22 protein-coding genes (1 of these 22 only partly in view) are annotated in these 17301 nt (G+C 48.5%); 19 read left to right on the forward strand and 3 right to left on the reverse strand.

The features are described from left to right. The first annotated feature begins 161 nt into the window (after window positions 1-161). Genes OXN82_RS01105 through mtnA form a run of 11 tightly spaced genes read left to right on the forward strand, consistent with a single transcriptional unit; the run spans window position 162 to window position 9227 of the window. The gene (locus OXN82_RS01105) at window positions 162-659 is read left to right on the forward strand and encodes a type II toxin-antitoxin system VapC family toxin (protein ID WP_048176392.1); all 498 of its coding nucleotides are present in this window, start codon (window positions 162-164) and stop codon (window positions 657-659) included. A 31-nt stretch (window positions 660-690) separates the two neighbouring features. Then, window positions 691-1812, forward strand: coding sequence for a DUF2117 family protein (locus OXN82_RS01110; protein ID WP_321211641.1), 1122 nt, complete (start codon window positions 691-693; stop codon window positions 1810-1812). A 22-nt stretch (window positions 1813-1834) separates the two neighbouring features. Beyond that, window positions 1835-2821 carry a methanogenesis marker 2 protein gene (locus OXN82_RS01115; RefSeq protein ID WP_321211642.1) on the forward strand — a complete coding sequence of 329 codons (987 nt, stop codon included), beginning with the start codon at window positions 1835-1837 and terminating at the stop codon, window positions 2819-2821. Between the two features lie 10 nt (window positions 2822-2831). Next, a complete protein-coding gene (locus OXN82_RS01120; RefSeq protein WP_321211643.1) occupies window positions 2832-4373 on the forward strand; it encodes a methanogenesis marker 3 protein in 1542 nt (513 codons plus the stop codon). Next, complete coding sequence (locus OXN82_RS01125) at window positions 4348-4794, forward strand: methanogenesis marker 6 protein (RefSeq protein ID WP_147671080.1); 447 nt, start codon at window positions 4348-4350, stop codon at window positions 4792-4794. The genes OXN82_RS01120 and OXN82_RS01125 overlap by 26 nt, the downstream gene beginning before the upstream one ends. A gap of 11 nt (window positions 4795-4805) precedes the next feature. Next, window positions 4806-5177, forward strand: a complete 372-nt coding sequence (locus OXN82_RS01130) for a DUF2111 domain-containing protein (protein WP_048176400.1) — start codon at window positions 4806-4808, stop codon at window positions 5175-5177. Then, a complete protein-coding gene (locus OXN82_RS01135; RefSeq protein ID WP_048176402.1) occupies window positions 5174-5620 on the forward strand; it encodes a methanogenesis marker 5 protein in 447 nt (148 codons plus the stop codon). Before OXN82_RS01130 ends, OXN82_RS01135 begins: the two co-directional genes overlap by 4 nt. Further along, window positions 5613-6851, forward strand: coding sequence for a methanogenesis marker 15 protein (locus OXN82_RS01140; protein ID WP_048176404.1), 1239 nt, complete (start codon window positions 5613-5615; stop codon window positions 6849-6851). The genes OXN82_RS01135 and OXN82_RS01140 overlap by 8 nt, the downstream gene beginning before the upstream one ends. A gap of 1 nt (window position 6852) precedes the next feature. Next, window positions 6853-7410, forward strand: coding sequence for a methanogenesis marker 17 protein (locus OXN82_RS01145; RefSeq protein ID WP_052457437.1), 558 nt, complete (start codon window positions 6853-6855; stop codon window positions 7408-7410). Window positions 7411-7414: 4 nt separating this feature from the next. Continuing rightward, window positions 7415-8281 (forward strand): FeMo cofactor biosynthesis protein NifB, encoded by an 867-nt coding sequence (gene nifB / locus OXN82_RS01150; RefSeq protein ID WP_048176406.1) that lies wholly within the window; start codon window positions 7415-7417, stop codon window positions 8279-8281. Between the two features lie 16 nt (window positions 8282-8297). After that, window positions 8298-9227 carry an S-methyl-5-thioribose-1-phosphate isomerase gene (gene mtnA / locus OXN82_RS01155; protein ID WP_321211644.1) on the forward strand — a complete coding sequence of 310 codons (930 nt, stop codon included), beginning with the start codon at window positions 8298-8300 and terminating at the stop codon, window positions 9225-9227. A gap of 44 nt (window positions 9228-9271) precedes the next feature. Here the strand turns inward: mtnA and OXN82_RS01160 are convergent, their stop codons facing one another. Then, on the reverse strand, window positions 9272-10288 hold the full coding sequence (locus OXN82_RS01160; RefSeq protein ID WP_321211645.1) for a class I SAM-dependent methyltransferase: 1017 nt from the start codon (window positions 10286-10288) through the stop codon (window positions 9272-9274). A gap of 87 nt (window positions 10289-10375) precedes the next feature. Between OXN82_RS01160 and dph5 the strand changes: the two genes are divergently transcribed. Beyond that, window positions 10376-11170: a diphthine synthase gene (dph5, locus tag OXN82_RS01165; protein ID WP_048176411.1), complete on the forward strand. Its 795-nt coding sequence runs from the start codon at window positions 10376-10378 to the stop codon at window positions 11168-11170. Here dph5 and OXN82_RS01170 read toward each other — a convergent pair whose 3' ends face one another. Further along, window positions 11171-11368 carry a hypothetical protein gene (locus OXN82_RS01170; protein ID WP_013295273.1) on the reverse strand — a complete coding sequence of 66 codons (198 nt, stop codon included), beginning with the start codon at window positions 11366-11368 and terminating at the stop codon, window positions 11171-11173. Window positions 11369-11594: 226 nt separating this feature from the next. Here OXN82_RS01170 and OXN82_RS01175 point away from each other — a divergent pair, with 226 nt between their 5' ends. Then, the gene (locus OXN82_RS01175; RefSeq protein ID WP_321211646.1) at window positions 11595-12164 is read left to right on the forward strand and encodes a class I SAM-dependent methyltransferase; all 570 of its coding nucleotides are present in this window, start codon (window positions 11595-11597) and stop codon (window positions 12162-12164) included. Window positions 12165-12174: 10 nt separating this feature from the next. Here OXN82_RS01175 and OXN82_RS01180 read toward each other — a convergent pair whose 3' ends face one another. Next, window positions 12175-12912: an archaeosine tRNA-ribosyltransferase gene (locus tag OXN82_RS01180; protein ID WP_321211647.1), complete on the reverse strand. Its 738-nt coding sequence runs from the start codon at window positions 12910-12912 to the stop codon at window positions 12175-12177. Window positions 12913-13139: 227 nt separating this feature from the next. Between OXN82_RS01180 and hdrC the strand changes: the two genes are divergently transcribed. The 6 genes in view from hdrC to OXN82_RS01210 are tightly spaced (at most 58 nt apart) and all read left to right on the forward strand, a layout consistent with a single transcriptional unit that may run on beyond the window. Then, on the forward strand, window positions 13140-14093 hold the full coding sequence (gene hdrC / locus OXN82_RS01185) for a CoB--CoM heterodisulfide reductase subunit C (RefSeq protein WP_321211648.1): 954 nt from the start codon (window positions 13140-13142) through the stop codon (window positions 14091-14093). Between the two features lie 12 nt (window positions 14094-14105). Beyond that, window positions 14106-15014: a CoB--CoM heterodisulfide reductase subunit B gene (gene hdrB / locus OXN82_RS01190; protein WP_048176418.1), complete on the forward strand. Its 909-nt coding sequence runs from the start codon at window positions 14106-14108 to the stop codon at window positions 15012-15014. A 58-nt stretch (window positions 15015-15072) separates the two neighbouring features. Then, entirely contained in the window at window positions 15073-15339 is a 267-nt protein-coding gene (locus tag OXN82_RS01195) for a DUF749 domain-containing protein (protein ID WP_013295278.1), read from the forward strand. Continuing rightward, window positions 15336-15860 (forward strand): DUF2096 domain-containing protein, encoded by a 525-nt coding sequence (locus OXN82_RS01200; protein ID WP_048176420.1) that lies wholly within the window; start codon window positions 15336-15338, stop codon window positions 15858-15860. Before OXN82_RS01195 ends, OXN82_RS01200 begins: the two co-directional genes overlap by 4 nt. Before the next feature lie 18 nt (window positions 15861-15878). Next, entirely contained in the window at window positions 15879-16550 is a 672-nt protein-coding gene (locus OXN82_RS01205; RefSeq protein WP_048176422.1) for a metallophosphoesterase, read from the forward strand. Window positions 16551-16602: 52 nt separating this feature from the next. After that, window positions 16603-17301: the 5' portion of a 2-phosphoglycerate kinase gene (locus tag OXN82_RS01210; protein WP_048176423.1), read on the forward strand. 222 nt of this gene lie beyond the right edge of the window; 699 of the gene's 921 nt are visible here — the first part of the coding sequence; it begins with the start codon at window positions 16603-16605; its stop codon lies beyond the right edge, outside the window.

The following is a 17301-nucleotide window of genomic DNA, read 5'->3' on the forward strand; positions in this document are numbered from 1 at the left end:
ATTATCTGCATGGTCGGTTGATGGGGTGTATCTGAGGTTCTTCCGCAGGAAAAGCCCCAACCCGCCACTTCCCCATGCGAGGGTAAATTTATTACCATGCTTCACCAAACTGAAAAATGGAAACTTATTATATTATAATCCCTGATTAATACGTGGTCTTAATGAAGAGGGTTCTTGATGCATCTGCATTCATAAACGGATACATACCTGAGGGCACTGAAAACTACACAGTGAAGTCTGTAACAGATGAGATAAGGGACTTCAAATCGGCCATGGTCCTTGAGAGGGCACTCAGTGATGGCAGACTCAGAATAATGGAACCTGACCCTGAGAGCATGAGGGAGGTGGATGAGGTCACCAGCAGATCAGGGGATGCCATGAGACTGTCCAGTACAGACAGGGAGGTTATAGGACTTGCCGTTTCACTCAAAAAGAGGGGAGGGGTAACTGTAATCACCGATGACTATACAATACAGAACACCCTCAGAATTCTTGGAATAGATTTCAGCAGTGTCCTCACATCAGGTATAAAGGAGACCTATCAGTGGAGGAAGATATGCACTGGATGCAGGAGGGTGTACCCTCAGGACTACCAGTTTGGGGAATGTGAGATATGTGGCTCAGAGATAAAGAAGAAAAGATACAGGTCCCGCCGTTAGAGGGGATCTTGCAGGAAGCTCAGGTGATCTTATGAGGATAGGCGTGGTTGTCCACGGACCGCAGATAGTTGATTCAGGATACGCAGCAAAACTCATAGATTTTCTAAAAAAATATGGGGAGGTCAGGGCAAGACTCGGGGGCACAATGGGGCGGACCGCGGTCTATGACGCCCACCTTGAGGATGTTATAGACATATCAGAGAAGAGACTCCCAAGTGAATCGGTTGACCTCTTTGCAGATGAGGGAGTTGACATTGTTGTCCTTATGAACTACGGAAAATCCCGTATCACAGGGCACGGATTTGGATACAAGGTTTTCCAGAGATCAGAAAAAAAACCGCCAGTTGTTCAGATAGAAAGACCAGGCGAACCCGATGGAAGTGTTGTGGCATGGAAGAGGGAGGCCGAGCCATTCGCAGAGAAACTGGCACGTGAACTTGAACTCGAAATGGTGGATCCAGAGGAGGTATGCAGGGAGATCTTCCATGGAGAACCATGCGGTGAACAGAAACCTGACAGAAGGGAGTACCGGAGGCTCGTGGGTGTCTCAGAGAATGAGAACATATTCGTAAATGGTATAGTAGTGGGGGTCTCAACTTCAGACGATGTCACCCTTGTTGCAGAGGACGGCGTGATCAGTGAGATAATAGGGGGAAGGATAAAGGAACACGGAGTTGAAAAGCTTGGAAGGGTTAACCTCAAGGACGCGGTCGTGAAGACAGGACTTCTCCGCCGCTCGGAGGTAAAACCCAGAAAGGTGAAGGTAAGGGAAAATAATAAAAAGAAGTACCGGGTTTCGTTCTTAAACCACGCAGCAGAGGACATATACACTCTCCATGACTCTGATCTTGTTGTCACGGTTGGAGATGACACAACGCTCGTGGCTGCAGATATACTCTACAGATTCGATGTTCCCATAATAGGGATAACAGACGGTGATATAGATAGGGTGGTTAAGAAGGGCTTCAAATGCGCAGATTCGATCATAATAGAGTTTGATGGGGGATGGGACGATATAGTTGGTGAAAGAATCCACAGGGAGCTCTTCAGGGGTAAAAACACCATTGAAACCCATGATTTGGAAACTTTTAAAAGGGATTTACTACAGATTATAGATAATATAGGTGCAAGCTACACCGTGAGATACACCTAAACCGATAAAAAGAGGTGTGGAATTGGATTTAGATGATATCATCCATTCCCTTAAAAATTTTGAGGGTGTAACAAGAAAACGGCCAATAAGGAACATAGTTTCTATTCTTAATGATGCATTCAGTGTCTCGGGGAAAACACATCTCGGTTACGGTGATGACGCATCGGCCATCAGGATCGGAGACGGAAAACTTCTTTTACTGGCAGCGGATGGAATATGGGGGCGTCTGATGGAGGCTGACCCCCACTGGGCCGGCTACTGTTCTGTACTTGTTAATGTTAATGATATTGCAGCCATGGGCGGCAAACCCGTGGGCATGGTTAACGTTCTCTCAATTAACTCAGGGGAGACCTGTTACAGTGTGATGGAGGGTATAAGGGAGGGGGCAGAGAAGTTCGGGGTCCCAATGGTGGGGGGCCACGTGCACCCTGACACACCCTACGACGCACTTGATGTTTCAATTGCAGGTATAGCATCTGAGGATGCACTCATAACAAGCTGCGACGCAGAACCCGGTGACAGGGTTATAGTGGGCATAGACCTCGATGGAAGGCCACACCCATCATTTCCCCTGAACTGGGACACAACCACCCATAAAACACCTGGGGAGGTGCAGTTCCAGATTGAGGTAATGTCCATCATCGCAGAAAGAAAGCTGGTAACTGCAGGTAAGGATATAAGCAACCCGGGAACCCTTGGAACACTGGGGATGCTGCTTGAGGCATCGGATGTGGGTGCACGGGTGGAACTGGAATCAATACCACGTAACAGATCAGTTAGGTGGGAGGACTGGCTTCGAATGTACCCCGGCTCAGGTTTTGTGCTGACAGCACGCCCAGAAAATGTTGCTGAATGTATTGAACTTCTCGAGTCTGCCGGAATAACCGCATCAGACGCAGGGGAGATAGTATCCGAAAGAAAACTCCACTTAGTCCATGATAATGATGAAAGGGTCCTCTTTGACTTTGAAAGGGACATCATAACAGGTGTGATAGAAGAAAAAATTTGAGGGAGATCTGATGTTTGTTAAGGTTAATGGACTGGATGTTGAACTCCCGGAGGGGGCCACAGTGAGGGATGCCATCGATGCTACAGGGGCCCCCTATGTGGAAGGCGCCCTTGTGGGCCTCATAAGCGGCACAAGGGAACTTGAAAGGACAATTGATACATACCGGATCAAAACAACAGCAGGAAGCATCCTGATTGAACTGCTCCCTGAGGAAGCACCTGAAATCGTTGAGACATGGAGGGAGGTCTACAGCAACCTTGAAAACCTCCGTATAAGGTGGACAACCCCATCCGAGATTTCAATGGGACCCCTGAAAACAGAACTGGAGCCGTCAAGGAAGGAATTCTTCTACGACGAGAATGAGGTTATAATGAGCCTCTCAGGGTTCAGCCCGGATTCAACCCATATAATAATCTCCAGGGACCCCCATTCATCAGTATACGGCGCCCCAGCTGAGAACAGGGGTGTTTTTGCAAGGGTAACCGGCGGCGGAAGAACCATTGAGCGACTGACAGACCGTGACGTGATAAGGTCAGTGGAACCAGTTGTTGAGAGAAAAAGCATAGTTGAGAGCGCCGCAGTGACAGACCTTGAAACACCACTTGAGGATGGAAACCAGATATTCACCTACGTTAAGGTAAAACCATCCCACGAGTCCCCCCAGTCTGTTGAACACTTCTTCACAATGGTGGAGGAGGGGAAACTGAGGGTTGACTATGAGGCCAACTCATTCATAGGTTTCTACTCCCTTCAGGGAATAAAAAAGGATCCCGAAAAAATAGCAAAGAGAAACAGGGGCACAGTGACCCTTAGGAACACTGGAAGGGGCGCTGGAAGGGTTTACATATACAGGGAGGACAGGGTTTCAACACCATCCCACAACCTCATAGGAAACGTTACAGATGGAATGGAACTGGTGGATATAGCAGGGGAAGGGGACCACATCACGGTGGAGTGCGAACCCGGCAGGATAATGACAGTCTCCATGACCCAGAAGGAAGCAGAGGAATACCTTAAAGGGTACGGTGTCGAGCAGATACGGGACGGCATAATGGTTGACGATGCAATCGTTGTGGCCCAGGACCCACCCTACACCATGGACATACTCAAGGAGGGAAGGGTCAGAACAGTGGGCATAGAGGCCGATAAAATCCTGGAGGTTGAACTGGACCCTGATGCACCCAGGTCCTCATGGTACTTCCGCAGACTCACAGGCCTCATCGACACACCCATCGGATCCCTCAAGGTACACTTCGCCTTCCCAGGCATGAAGGTGGTGATGTTTGAGGGTGACAGATCCCTGGCAAAGGGCCTTGTACCGGAGAAAACACCTGCAAACTGCGTTAAAAAGGGCAGCATTGGCATAACAAACATGTCAAGGAGACACATAGGTATGGTTGGTGTTAGACTCGAGGACAACGATGAATACGGCCCAACAGGGGAACCATTCAACGGCACCAACATAATAGGCAGAATCACAGAGGGCCTTGAGAATGTTGAAAAATTCAAAGAGGGGGACACGGTGTATGTCCGGGAAAGAAAAAAATCATGAGGAATCAACAAGAATGATAATACTTGGGCCGTCATCAAGGCTGAGCTCATCGGAACTTGTCCAGAGGCTCCACCTCCTTGGACTGCCACTGACCATAAAATCAACATGTTACGGTGCGCTGGTGCATGGGGACACAGAGACTGTGATGGAGGCTGTCAGAAAAATACGCAGCCTGGACCCGGCCAACATATTCACAAAGGAGAGGGGGTTCCCACCTGGGGACCCCCGGAGATGCAGAGGACACAGAGGAGCAGCAAGGGAGGGTTACCATCAGCTTGAAAAGGAATTCAAACTACTCGGATATGTGGGCGAGGCCCTTGAAAGGCCCCAGAAGGCCGAACCCGAAAAAAAGGAGAAGGTTTCTGTTGATGAATTCCGCGATGTAGTTGAGAGGAGTCTGAAATCCAGACAGAAAACATAGGGCTGATTGAAATGAAAATAACTTCATCATCCACTGGAGAGGAACTCAAGGAACTTGGAATGTGTATACATGAACTTGTAAGTCGTCTTCCCCTCACAATAAGGAGCCGGGAAGCAAAGGGTCTTCGAATAGAGGACGGCAAGGTGATCGATGACAGCTACACAGGACCCGTACTTGAAAAGGTCCTTGAATCAGGTGAGATAGCAAGGGAGACACCTGAGAGGGGACCCTACAAGGGAATACCCGTGGTCGTGGTACCCCTGAAGGAGAATGGCGAGGTACTCTGTGCGGTGGGAATCGTTGATGCCACAAAGGGCCTCTTCACAGACATGGTTGAAATAGCCAGAAGACCCCAGGAGGGAGACAGGGGGGAATTCTATTGAAGATAGCGATATTTCCACCAAATTCACTTATACTTGCAGATCTTGTTGAAAGAAGGGGACATGAACCCCTTGTAATCCAGAAAGAAATCAGGGAGAAGGTTACAGACCCTGAAATCGATTCACCACCCTTCAACATAACCGAGGAGGACCCGATAAGGGGCCTGAAGTACGCGGCAATAGAGGTTCCCTCAGGTGTAAGGGGGAGAATGGCAATCCTAGGGCCCCTCATAGAGGAGGCGGATGCCGCCATAATAATGGAGGAAGCCCCCTTTGGTTTTGGATGCATAGGATGCGCAAGGACCAATGAACTCTGCGTATTCCAGCTCAGGAAGAAGGGCATACCCACACTTGAACTGAAATACCCCACAACAAGGGAAGAGACAATAGATGTGGTTAACAGGATAAACAAATTCCTGGACGAACTGGAGGCTCAAAATGGTTAAAATAGCCCAGATTTCATGTGGAACCGACTACAGCGGTGTTCAGAAGGAAATTGAAAAGGCAGCGAGGACTTTTGGGGCCGAAATAGTGATCCCCGAGGCGGACCTTGACTACATAGACGAGGCCTATGAAAAATTTGGGTTCAACTGTGCCAGTTCAAGCATAAAACTCATGATAGCAAGGGCAATGTCAATCGTTGAGGGCAAAACAGATGCCGACGCGGTTTTCATAGCAACCTGCTTCAGGTGTGCAGAGGGGGCCCTTGTAAGGAACGAGATAAGGAGGTTCATACAGCAGAACACAAGGCTTCCTGTTGTAACCTACTCATTCACAGAGAGAACAAAGGCCGATGAACTGTTCATACGTATGGAGGCGCTCTCAACAATAGTGGCAAGGAAAAGCATACTTGCAAGGGAGAAACAGGAGGGCCTAACCCTTGGAATCGATTCAGGTTCAACAACCACCAAGGTAGTGCTGATGGAGGATAACGAGGTTATAGGAACAGGATGGCTTCCCACAACAGATGTCCTTGGCTCCGCAGAGAAGGGCATAGAGGAGGCCCTCGCAGGTACAGGTTACACGCTGAAGGACCTGGATGGGATAGGAGTTACAGGTTACGGCAGGTTAACCATAGGGAAACATTACGGGGCCGACCTCATACAGGAGGAGCTCAGTGTGAACTCCAAGGGTGCAGTGTTCCTTGCAGACCACCAGAAGGGGGAGGCAACGGTCCTGGATATAGGTGGTATGGACAACAAGGTCATAACCGTCAACGATGGCATACCCGACAACTTCACCATGGGGGGTATCTGCGCCGGTGCATCAGGACGTTTCCTGGAGATAACAGCCAGGAGGCTTGGAGTGGAGATAGATGAACTTGGAAGCCTGGCAATGAAGGGGGACTACCGGAAGGCGATGCTCAACAGTTACTGCATAGTCTTTGGTATACAGGACCTTGTAACCGCACTTGCAGCGGGAGTTTCAAGGGAGGATGCAGCAGCCGCGGCATGCCACTCGGTGGCCGAACAGGTATATGAGCAGCAGCTCCAGGAGATAGATGTGAGGGAACCCCTCATACAGGTGGGTGGAACATCCCTTATAGAGGGCCTTGTTAAGGCGGTAAGTGATATCTTGGGTGGTATCGATGTCATCGTACCCCCATATTCACAGCACATAGGCGCAGTTGGAGCGGCCCTCCTTGTTTCTGGAATGAAAGACATCAGTGAGGGTTAAAATGGGGATAAATGTTGAGTGCTACGACCCTAGGGGTGCAGAGGTCTATGAGATAATAGCCCGCCAGGTTCTCCAGGATCTCCAGCTTGCAAGGGCAGTTGATGACCTGAGGATATGGGTTGATCCCAGGGAGCCGGTCTTCATCATAGTGGTTAAGACACAGAGGACCTCTGAGCCGATTTACCTTGAGGACATGGCTGAGATGGAGGTTGATAAGGCCACCGGAGCAGTCCACCTGAGGATAAGGGACGAGACGTACCTTCCACAGCTACTTGAAAGGCTCTGGGAGACACAGGGACGTGGAAGGGTACGGCAGCCATCCCGATTTGAGGTGGTGGTGGAGGACCCCATCTCTGATATCAGCGGAATGACGGTCCACGACCCCTCAATGAACCTGAGGAAGAGGGTCTACGATGCAATATTCCGTATAATACCAGAGGGATTCCGGGTTATAAGGGACCTTTCAGAGGATAACATAATAGCCCTTGTATGTACCGATGAGGTGCTCAGGGATGAATGGATTTTAAAGGCCAGGGAGATAATAGACGATATGAGGTGAAAACATGCCTGACCAGAGACAGACACGCTTTGCCCACATAACAAAGGCTCACCCTTGCTTCAATGAGAAACTGCACGACAGGGTTGGAAGGATCCACCTGCCCATCGCACCCCGCTGCAATATTCACTGCAAGTTCTGCACAAGGGATATCAGTGAATGCGAAAACCGGCCAGGGGTCACTGCAAGGATCATGACAGCCGAGGATGCAGTAAAGCACGTTGAGAAGGTTAAGAACGAGATGCCCATAAGTGTAATAGGGGTCGCAGGACCCGGCGATGCCCTTGCAAATGAGGAGACCTTCGAGTTCTTCAAAAAGGCCAGCAAGAAGTTCCCGGACCTCCTAAAATGCCTCAGCACCAATGGCCTGCTCCTTCCAGATAAGGCTGATGAACTGGCAGAAATTGGTGTTAACACAGTCACAGTAACCGTGAACGCCATTGACCCTGACATAGGTGAGAAGATATACTCCTTTGTTATCTACAAGGATAAGGTCTACCATGGAAGGGAGGCCTTCGAGGTTCTCTCAAGGAACCAGCTTGAGGGTATAGAGAAACTTGCAGAGAAGGGTATCATTGTTAAGGTCAACAGTGTACTCATACCCGGCCTCAACGATGAACACATAGTCGACATTGCAAGGGAGGTTAAAAAGAGGGGAGCCTCCCTCATGAACGTTATACCACTCATACCGATGGGTGAGATGAAGGACTACCCACGGCCAACCTGTGAGGAGATCGAGAGGGTCAGGAACGAGGTTGAAAAGATAATACCCGTGTTCAGGGCATGCACACAGTGCAGGGCAGACGCCTACGGCATTCCAGGCAAAAAGGGCGCCGACAAGCACCTTGACATGACACCAGCGAGCCACTACTGAAAATCCCGTGATAACCATGAAGACACTGGAATGGAAGGACAACCGGCTCATCCTTATAGACCAGAGAAAACTTCCCGATTCACTGGAGTACTTTCAGTGTGAAAACTACCGGGACGTCATATACGCAATAAAAAACATGGTTGTAAGGGGCGCCCCGGCCATTGGGGTAACAGCAGCGTTTGGAGTCGCCCTGGCAGACCTTGCAGGCGAGGATGCTGAAAGAGCTGCAGAGGAGATAAAGTCGTCAAGACCAACCGCAGTGAACCTTTTCTGGGCAGTGGACCGTGTAATGAAATCCGGGTCCCCACTTGACGAGGCCCTGAAGATCTACAGGGAGGATATGGAGACCAACAGGGCCATAGGGGCTCACGGGGCCAGCATAATCCATGATGGAGATACAATCTTAACCCACTGCAATGCAGGCGCCCTTGCCTGTGTTGACTATGGCACGGCCCTGGGTGTTGTGAGGGCCGCCAGGGATCAGGGAAAGAATGTGACTGTTATATGTGATGAGACAAGGCCAGTGGGACAGGGCGCCCGTTTGAGTGTCTGGGAGATGCAGCAGGAGGGCATACCTGTTAAACTGATAGCGGACGTTGCAGCAGGGTACCTCATGCAGAGGGGAATGATAGATAAGGTTATAATAGGCGCTGACCGTGTGGCAGAGGGCGGCGTGGCAAACAAGATAGGGTCACTCATGGTTGCACTCTCAGCAAAACGGTTCAATGTACCATTTTACGTTGCAGCGCCCCTCAGCACCTTTGACAGGGAAAATTCAATTTATGATGTTGAGATAGAGGAGAGGAGTCCCGAAGAGGTCCTCTATTATGGCGGCTGCAGAATAGCCCCGGAAAATACCGGGGTCATCAACCCTGCATTTGACATAGTACCCTCTGATCTTATAGACGGCATCATAACAGAGGAGGGTATAGTGGATCCATTGTGATTTCAGCTCTTAGGTTGGTTGGCGTGTTCTTACTGCGTCTGATCTCACCTCTTTTTTATTCTTGCGTCGATACCGATATGCCATACACCTGGACTCCTTGACTTCACCCTTCTCCTATCCAGGATCTCCACTTTGAATGGTGCCGCGGCGTCCCTCAGGCGTTTCACAGGGGTTTCGAAGTCCCTTGAAAACTCATAGTAGTGTATGATGCCCCCATCCCTGACTGCCCGGATGGCGTCATCAAGAAATTCGCAGGCAGTTCCCGGGAGATTCATGATCACATGGTCTACAAAGCACTCCTTATCCTTCAGGAACTCCCTCACATCACCCTCAACAGGGACTATGATATCCTCTGCACGGTTCAGGTGGGCATTTTCTCTGATGTAACCGACGGCAGCGGGGTTTATGTCAACAGCGTATATCCTGGATGCCTTCCCATGCCTTGCAACTGCAACTGCAAAGGGCCCGGCACCTGCAAACATGTCAAGGACAACCTCCCCCTCCTTCACCTGCCTGGCAACGATTTCCCTCTCATTGGCAAGGCGGGGGCTGAAGTACACACTCCTTATATCAACCTTTATACGGCTCCCGTACTCCCTATGGACGGTTTCAGATACAGGAGAACCTGAGATGAGTTCAAGGTCCCTGGTCCTTGTAACACCCTTCACCCCACTCCTCTTCATGTACACGGCACTCCGCCCCGTGAATTTAAGGGCGGCCTCACCTATTGCATGCCTGTAGTCATGGAGCTCCTCGGGTATTTCAAGGATAACGATATCCCCTATTATATCAAAGGACCGTCTGATGGATGCAAGCACGTCCTCGGGGATCCTGGATTTCAGCATATCAGTAAAACTTCTCGGGGAGCGTTTACTTCTCTCAAAAACATCATCGATGACCTCAACATCATCAAATTCCCCTGCAACCCCGGTGTCGATCACCGGTATGTAAACATGGCTTTCATTCCTCTTTATCCTGTAATCCCTGTTAAGGAGAGACCTCTCAGTTAAAATCCTGATTATGTCATTGGCCTTTTTCTTTGGAACCTTTAAACCCTTCATGGTGAACTTCCTGTTAAAGTTTAAGCCACTTATATACTGGTTTTTCTGAAACATTATATAACGTTATGATTTATGAGAGGGTGTGAGATGCTTTACATAATTGGACTTGGACTTTACGATGAAAATGATATATCAGTTAAGGGTCTGAAGGCCTTAAAGGCCTGCAGCAGGGTTTACGCTGAATTTTACACCGCAATCCTTCAGGGTGCCAGTTTATCTGCAATTGAGGAGTTAACCGGTAAAGATATAGATATACTGCGCAGAGAGGAAATTGAGGAGGAAAGGGTACCACTTCTTGAGGCAGAAAAATCCGATGTGGCACTCCTTGTCCCGGGGGACCCCCTCATTGCGACCACCCATACGGAACTGATCCTGGACGCAAGGAGGAGGGGCATAGAGACAAGGGTCATTCATGCATCATCCATAATATCCGCTGCACCGGGCCTTGCAGGGCTGCAGGCCTACAAGTTCGGGAGGATAATCACAGTACCCTTCACATCAGAAAATTACTTCCCAACATCCCCCTACGTTAATATAAAGGATAACCTTGAGAGGGATTCCCATTCACTGGTGCTCCTGGATATAGAGGCCCATAAAAGGAGGTACATGACTGCAAATGAGGGCCTTGAATACCTGCTGCGGGCATCAGAGAAACTTGGTGATGACACAATCAATGGAAAGACCCTGGCAGTTGTAATTGCAAGGGCCGGCTCTGAAAGGCCCCTTGTAAGGGCCGAGGCAATATCCTCACTTCTTAAGGAGGACTTTGGGGATCCACTTCACTGTCTTGTTGTCCCGGCCGGACTCCACTTCATCGAGGCCGAGTACCTTGTTGAGGTTGCAGGTGCGCCCCGTTCCATTGTGGAGGCTATGATAATCTGATTACCTTAGGAGGTATTCGCACTTTTCAACGTTCTGCAGGGGTATTATTATCTCCCTTTTACCGAACTCCCTCTCAGAGAAGCTCACCAGTATAAAGCACTTCTCCTTATCAACCTTTATATTTTCCACCCCAAACTCCCCCCTCTTGAAGTGGTGTACCGTGCCATTTGTCATGGTGAGCTCCATCTTTTCTATCATATTAAGACACCATTTAATAATTCTCTCCGGGCACCTATTTATAAATGCCCTCAGGGATCTGAACATCACTTTTTAAAGCACTGTAATGATGCTCTTCATTGGCGATCCAGTTTGATCATGTGTTGGTTAAAGCACTGTAATGACCTGCAAAATCAAGGGTTAAGATCCACCAGGGAGATCGTGAAAATTTTTATCATATAAAAAAGAGATACAGCATGGTGTTAACATGGCCCGTAAAATCCATGTCGATGGGGGTAAATCGACAAGGGACCTCATAGATGCTAAAAAGCTCATTGAGATGCTTCCACTGAAGGCAGGGGACACTTTTCTTGATGCTGGCTGTGGTGATGGCTTTATTTCACTTGAAGCAGCATCTGCTGTTGGTGATGAGGGAAGGGTCATCGCGGTTGATGTATACCCAGAATCGGTTGCGATCCTGAGGTCCAGAATATGCAGAAGGAGTAACATACTACCCCTGGTTGCAGATATAACCCATAGACTGCCGGTTCCTGATAGAACAGTTGACATTTACTTCATGGCCAACGTTTTCCATGGGATAGTGGTCAACGGCGAGGTTGAACCACTGATGGCCGAGGTCAAAAGACTCCTCAGCAGGAGTGGAAGGCTGGTGGTGGTTGATTTTAAAAAGGTAGAGGGAACCCCTGGACCGCACATGGAGTTAAGGCTGTCGGAGGATGAGGTCACGGAGATCCTTGAAGACCATGGGTTCGTTGTGGAATCTGTGGGGGATGCAGGAACCTACCATTATATTATAATAGCGGTGCCGCGTCACTGAAAACCCCCTATCAGTAGAGGGGGGTGTACTTCTGGAGGAATTCCTGCATTTCATGGTCCAGTACTCTGAGTGCAGACATGTTCTGGGGCGAAGAGGCGGCACGCTCCTCGACGAGGTTTCTCAGTGTACCGTTCTTTATGTGTTCACGGACCTCCCGCAGCACCAGATCAAGTGTCAGCCTGTTCCTTTCAATCAGTTCATCTGTACTGTAACTGCAGATCCTGTAGGTGTCCAGGGGATAGGTATGGGTCTCAGTGAATAAAACGTTGATCATACCATAGAACTCTGCAGCGGCGTCTGAGAACACATCCACACCCATATACGCGAGGAGGGGGATGAAGGCCGGGGGAGAGAATGTTGAACACAGCATGGTCTCAGGTTTTATGGCCTCACGTATTTCAGTCAGAATCCGAACCATCTCCATGGGTCTCTGGAGCAGTTCATCCATATTTGCCACTATGAGTTTCCTGAAACCAATCTCCTCAAGTTCAAGGGCGCATCTTACTCTGAGGTCAGTATAGCGGGATCCATGTATGAATGCGTATTCTGCATCAGATTCAGAGGCCATCTCCAGGGTTTCAGTGACACCCCACTCTGCGATTTCCCGGGGTACATTGTGCGGGATTGTTTCATATGGGGCGATATCCATCTTTTCATATCTAACAAGCAGGGGAGTTTCAGAATCTCCGAGAAGACCCAGCCTTGCGGGTCCGTCATGTAATTTTATCTGATATTCAGTCTTGCTCATTGCTTACACCGTCTGTTACTTAATTGGGTCAGGGATTACTTAACCATTGCAGTCTTGCTCAGGGTGCAGTCTGTCACTTACCGGTATCCTGGGATACGATCCTCAGGTGTCACCTTAAAGGTTACACATCGGCAAATTTTAGGAATCTTTATATACCCATAAAAATCACAGTCTAATAAGAAAAATCTGAGGTTTGCTAACCAGGGATCTTTCAGGGTGTGAAAACAATGTCAGTTCTAAAACGCCTAAAAGAAATGTTGATGGGTGAGAAGAAGGAAGAGGACAGTAAAACAGAGGAGCCAGAGAAAACAGAGACCCCAACAGAGTCCACCAAACAGGAAGAAAAACCTCAACCTCAAGAAAAACCTTCAGATGAACCCTCCATATCTGCAGAAACAGAAAAACCAGAGGAAACTCAAAAGGTCGAAGAACCTGAGGTGGCCTCTGAGGAAGCATCAGCTGAAGAACCCGAAACTGCAGATGTTGAGGAGGATGAATCTGAAGAACCTGCCGAAACCTCCCATGAGGATGAGGAGGTAGTTGAGGATGAAGACTCTTCGGAGGATTCTGATTCTGAAGAAGAATCAGAGGAGGAAGAGGATAAAAGCGAAAGGAGTGATATAATGACCCTACTGCAGAGAGAAGAAAACATAATCAGAAAGGGTAATATTGACAAGGAGTTCTCTGAAAAAATAAAGGCCGCAGGCGGTGACAGTCTGGAATACTGTTTCCAGTGCGGTACATGCACAGGATCCTGCCCATCTGGAAGAAGAACCCCTTACAGGGTAAGACAGATAATAAGGAAGGCAAATGTTGGATTAAAGGATGAAATAATCTCAGATCCAACCCTCTGGATGTGTACAACATGTTACTCCTGCCAGGAAAGGTGCCCACGTAAGGTCAGAATCGTGGATGTTGTGAAACTTGCAAGGAACGAAGCAGCCAAAGCAGGATTCATGGCACCAGCACACAAGGCAGTTGGATCATTCGTTATAAAAACAGGTCACGGAGTACCAATCAACGACGCAACAATGGAGCTTCGAAAGGCTGTTGGCCTTGGAGAACTACCACCAACAACACACCAGTTCCCTGAAGCACTTGAAGAGGTTCAGAAAATCATCAAGGCAACAGGCTTTGACCAGTTAATAGGCTACAACTGGGAAACAGGTGAACTTGAATAAGGAGGCATGCAAATGGAAATCGCATACTTTTTAGGATGTATCATGAACAACAGGTACCCTGGAATTGAAAAGGCAACAAGGGTTCTATTCGATAAACTTGGAATCGAACTGAAGGACATGGAAGGGGCATCCTGCTGTCCAGCACCAGGAGTATTCGGTTCATTCGATAAAACAACATGGGCCGCAATAGCAGCAAGGAACATAACAATCGCCGAGGACATGGGCGCAGACATCATGACCGAATGTAACGGATGCTTCGGTTCACTCTTCGAGACAAACCACCTCCTCAAGGAAGACGAGGAGATGAAGGCAAAAATCAATGAAATCCTCAAAGAAGCCGGAAGGGAATACAAGGGAGAAATCAACGTCAGACACTTTGCTGAGGTCCTCTACAACGAGGTTGGTCTGGACAAACTTGCCGAAATAGTTGAGAAGCCCCTCAACCTCAATGTTGCAGTGCACTACGGATGCCACTTCCTCAAACCAAGCGACGAGATAAACATAGACAACCCTGAAAGACCAACCATACTGGATGAAATTGTTGAGGTAACCGGTGCGAAATCAGTTGAATACAAGGACAAGATGATGTGCTGCGGTGCCGGTGGTGGAGTGAGATCAAGGGACCTGGACGTTGCACTCGACTTCACAAGGGAAAAACTCACAAACATGAAGGAAGCCGGTGTTGACGCAATAGTAAACGTCTGCCCATTCTGCCACCTCCAGTTTGACGTTGGTCAGATGGAGATAAAGGACAAGTTCGGCGAGGAATTCAACATACCGGTACTTCACCTCGCACAGCTACTTGGACTTGCAATGGGTCTTCCAAAAGAGGACCTTGTGGTTGACGCCCACCAGGTATGCGTCGACGAGTGCCTTGAAAAGCTCGAGGAACTCGACCGCCTTGCACCTGGAAGCGGTTAAGACCACAAATTAATTATTTTTTTCCAGGGATTCAAAATCCCAAAAGTGAGGTGTTTTTTTGTTTATAGCTACTTTAAAGGGAATATTTACTTTGAAGGATCTTCCAGAAGAATTCAAACCCTTTGTGGACTACAAGGCAGGCCTTGAGAAGAAGGAATTATCCGATGACGACGAGGTGGCCATACTATCCATCCAGGGCACACAGAGCAACCATGTGCTCATTCTCAGCTCCTACAGTAACGTTGAGGAGATCCGAAAGGAACTTGAAGAAGCGGGTGCAAAGATAAACCACACAACCCTAAAAATTCTGGAAGGACATCTATGACACTCCCTGTTGAACAGACATGGTTCGTGCTTGTTGAACTCCTGACAGACCTTCGAAAGAAGGATGTTGATGTCCCAGTGGAAATTACAGAGGACATAAGGCTTGTGAGGACATCAATCAACTTCTATAAATCAGATACAGAGAACCCTGAGATGATCAGGGAGCTTAAGAGAATAAACGACATGCTCAACTCAATCCAGGAGAAACTCCTTGAACTTGCAGAGTCAGTTGCCCCTGATTACCCTGACGAATGGATTGAAAAATTAAAGAGGGCCTCAAGGGGTGAGGAGGTCCACAAACCCCCCGAAACAAAGTCAAGGTTTATTGTCGGAGCCCCACCGGGATTTGCAGCTGCAAGGGTGCACCTTAAGGAACCAATAGCCGAGGACAGGGTTCAGGATATTGCCGAAACCCACAGCCTTATAATTGAATTTGAAGAAGACGATCTTATAGCCGTTTATGGCGATTCAGAGGACATAAAAAAGGGTTTAAAGGAAATAGGCTCCTTCTTCAGGGAATAATATGGAGTGTGATTTTTCATGAAAATCCTCGCTGTAAGTGATCTTCATGGTTCAAACATACCTGAACTTCACAGGTTTATAATGGATAACCGCGTTGACCTCATTGTTGTGGCAGGTGACATAACACACTTCGGGCCGGCGGAACTCGTTGAGGAGCTCCTCAATGACCTGGCATCCCACAACATCCCTGTTGTTGCCGTACCAGGGAACTGCGATCCCCATGGGGCTGTGACTAAAATAGAAAACTCAAAGGCCGTGAATATACATGGAAGATCCATTAACATCAAGGATATTGCCATATGCGGCCTCGGGGGTTCAAACCCAACACCATTCAACACACCCCTTGAACTGGAGGAGGATGAGATAAAAGCGGAACTGGACGACCTCATGGAAAAGTCTGGTGAAGGAGATGTTCTTATTCTTGTAACCCATGCACCACCACATGGAACATCACTTGATAGAATTCCATCCGGGGACAATGTTGGAAGCAGGGGTGTGAGGGATGTTATAGAAAGACACCAGCCCTGCCTGAACATCTGTGGCCACATCCACGAGTCCCCGGGAGTGGACCGTATAGGTGAAACCATCGTGGTCAACCCGGGACAGCTTTCAGATGGCAGAGCAGCCCTCATTGAAATTGAAGATGATGGATCCATAACTGCTGAAATTTTAAATCTCAGGTCCAGTTAAATATATAAAAACTGGATTTCAGATTATGACAAGTTCTTTTTGAGGTGAGACCATGATCATGGTTCAGGGAGAAGTAAGCGGAAAAAAATACACGGAGCCCTTCTCCAAGGGCGTTCTGGCACGTTCACTGACCAGGGCAGAGATGGACCCTAACAAGGCATACACATTTGCTTCCAGAATTGAGGCTCACCTTAAAAAGAATAAGGTCGATGTCATAACAATAGAGGAACTCGTTGATGTGGTCTCAGAGCACCTGAAAAGGGAGGATCCTGAGGTAGCAGAGAAGTACATGCTCTGGAGACGAATAAGGCAGTGCAAGGAACCCCTGATAATACTCATAGGGGGGGCCTCAGGGGTTGGAACATCTTCAATTGCCTTTGAGGTTGCAAACCGCCTTGGCATAAGGAACATGATAAGCACCGACATGATAAGGGAGGTAATGCGTAAAATAGTCTCCAGGGAACTTCTCCCGTCCATCTATGAATCAAGCTACACAGCGTACCAGTCCCTCAGAATACCCCCACCACCAGAACTTGACGAGGTTCTCATTGGATTCAGGGATCACGTGGACACTGTGAGCATCGGCGTGGAGGCTGTAATTGAGAGGGCCCTCACAGAGGGTATAAGCATAGTGATTGAGGGCGTGCATATAGTCCCTGGGTTTATACGGGATGACCTCATAAACAAGGAAAATGTTGCAATGTTTGTCCTCACGGTTTCAGATGAGAACGTCCATAAGGGGAGGTTCTAT

Origin of the sequence: Methanothermobacter sp. DP (genome assembly GCF_026692625.1) — an archaeon.
GTDB classification, from domain to species: Archaea; Methanobacteriota; Methanobacteria; order Methanobacteriales; family Methanothermobacteraceae; genus Methanothermobacter; species Methanothermobacter marburgensis.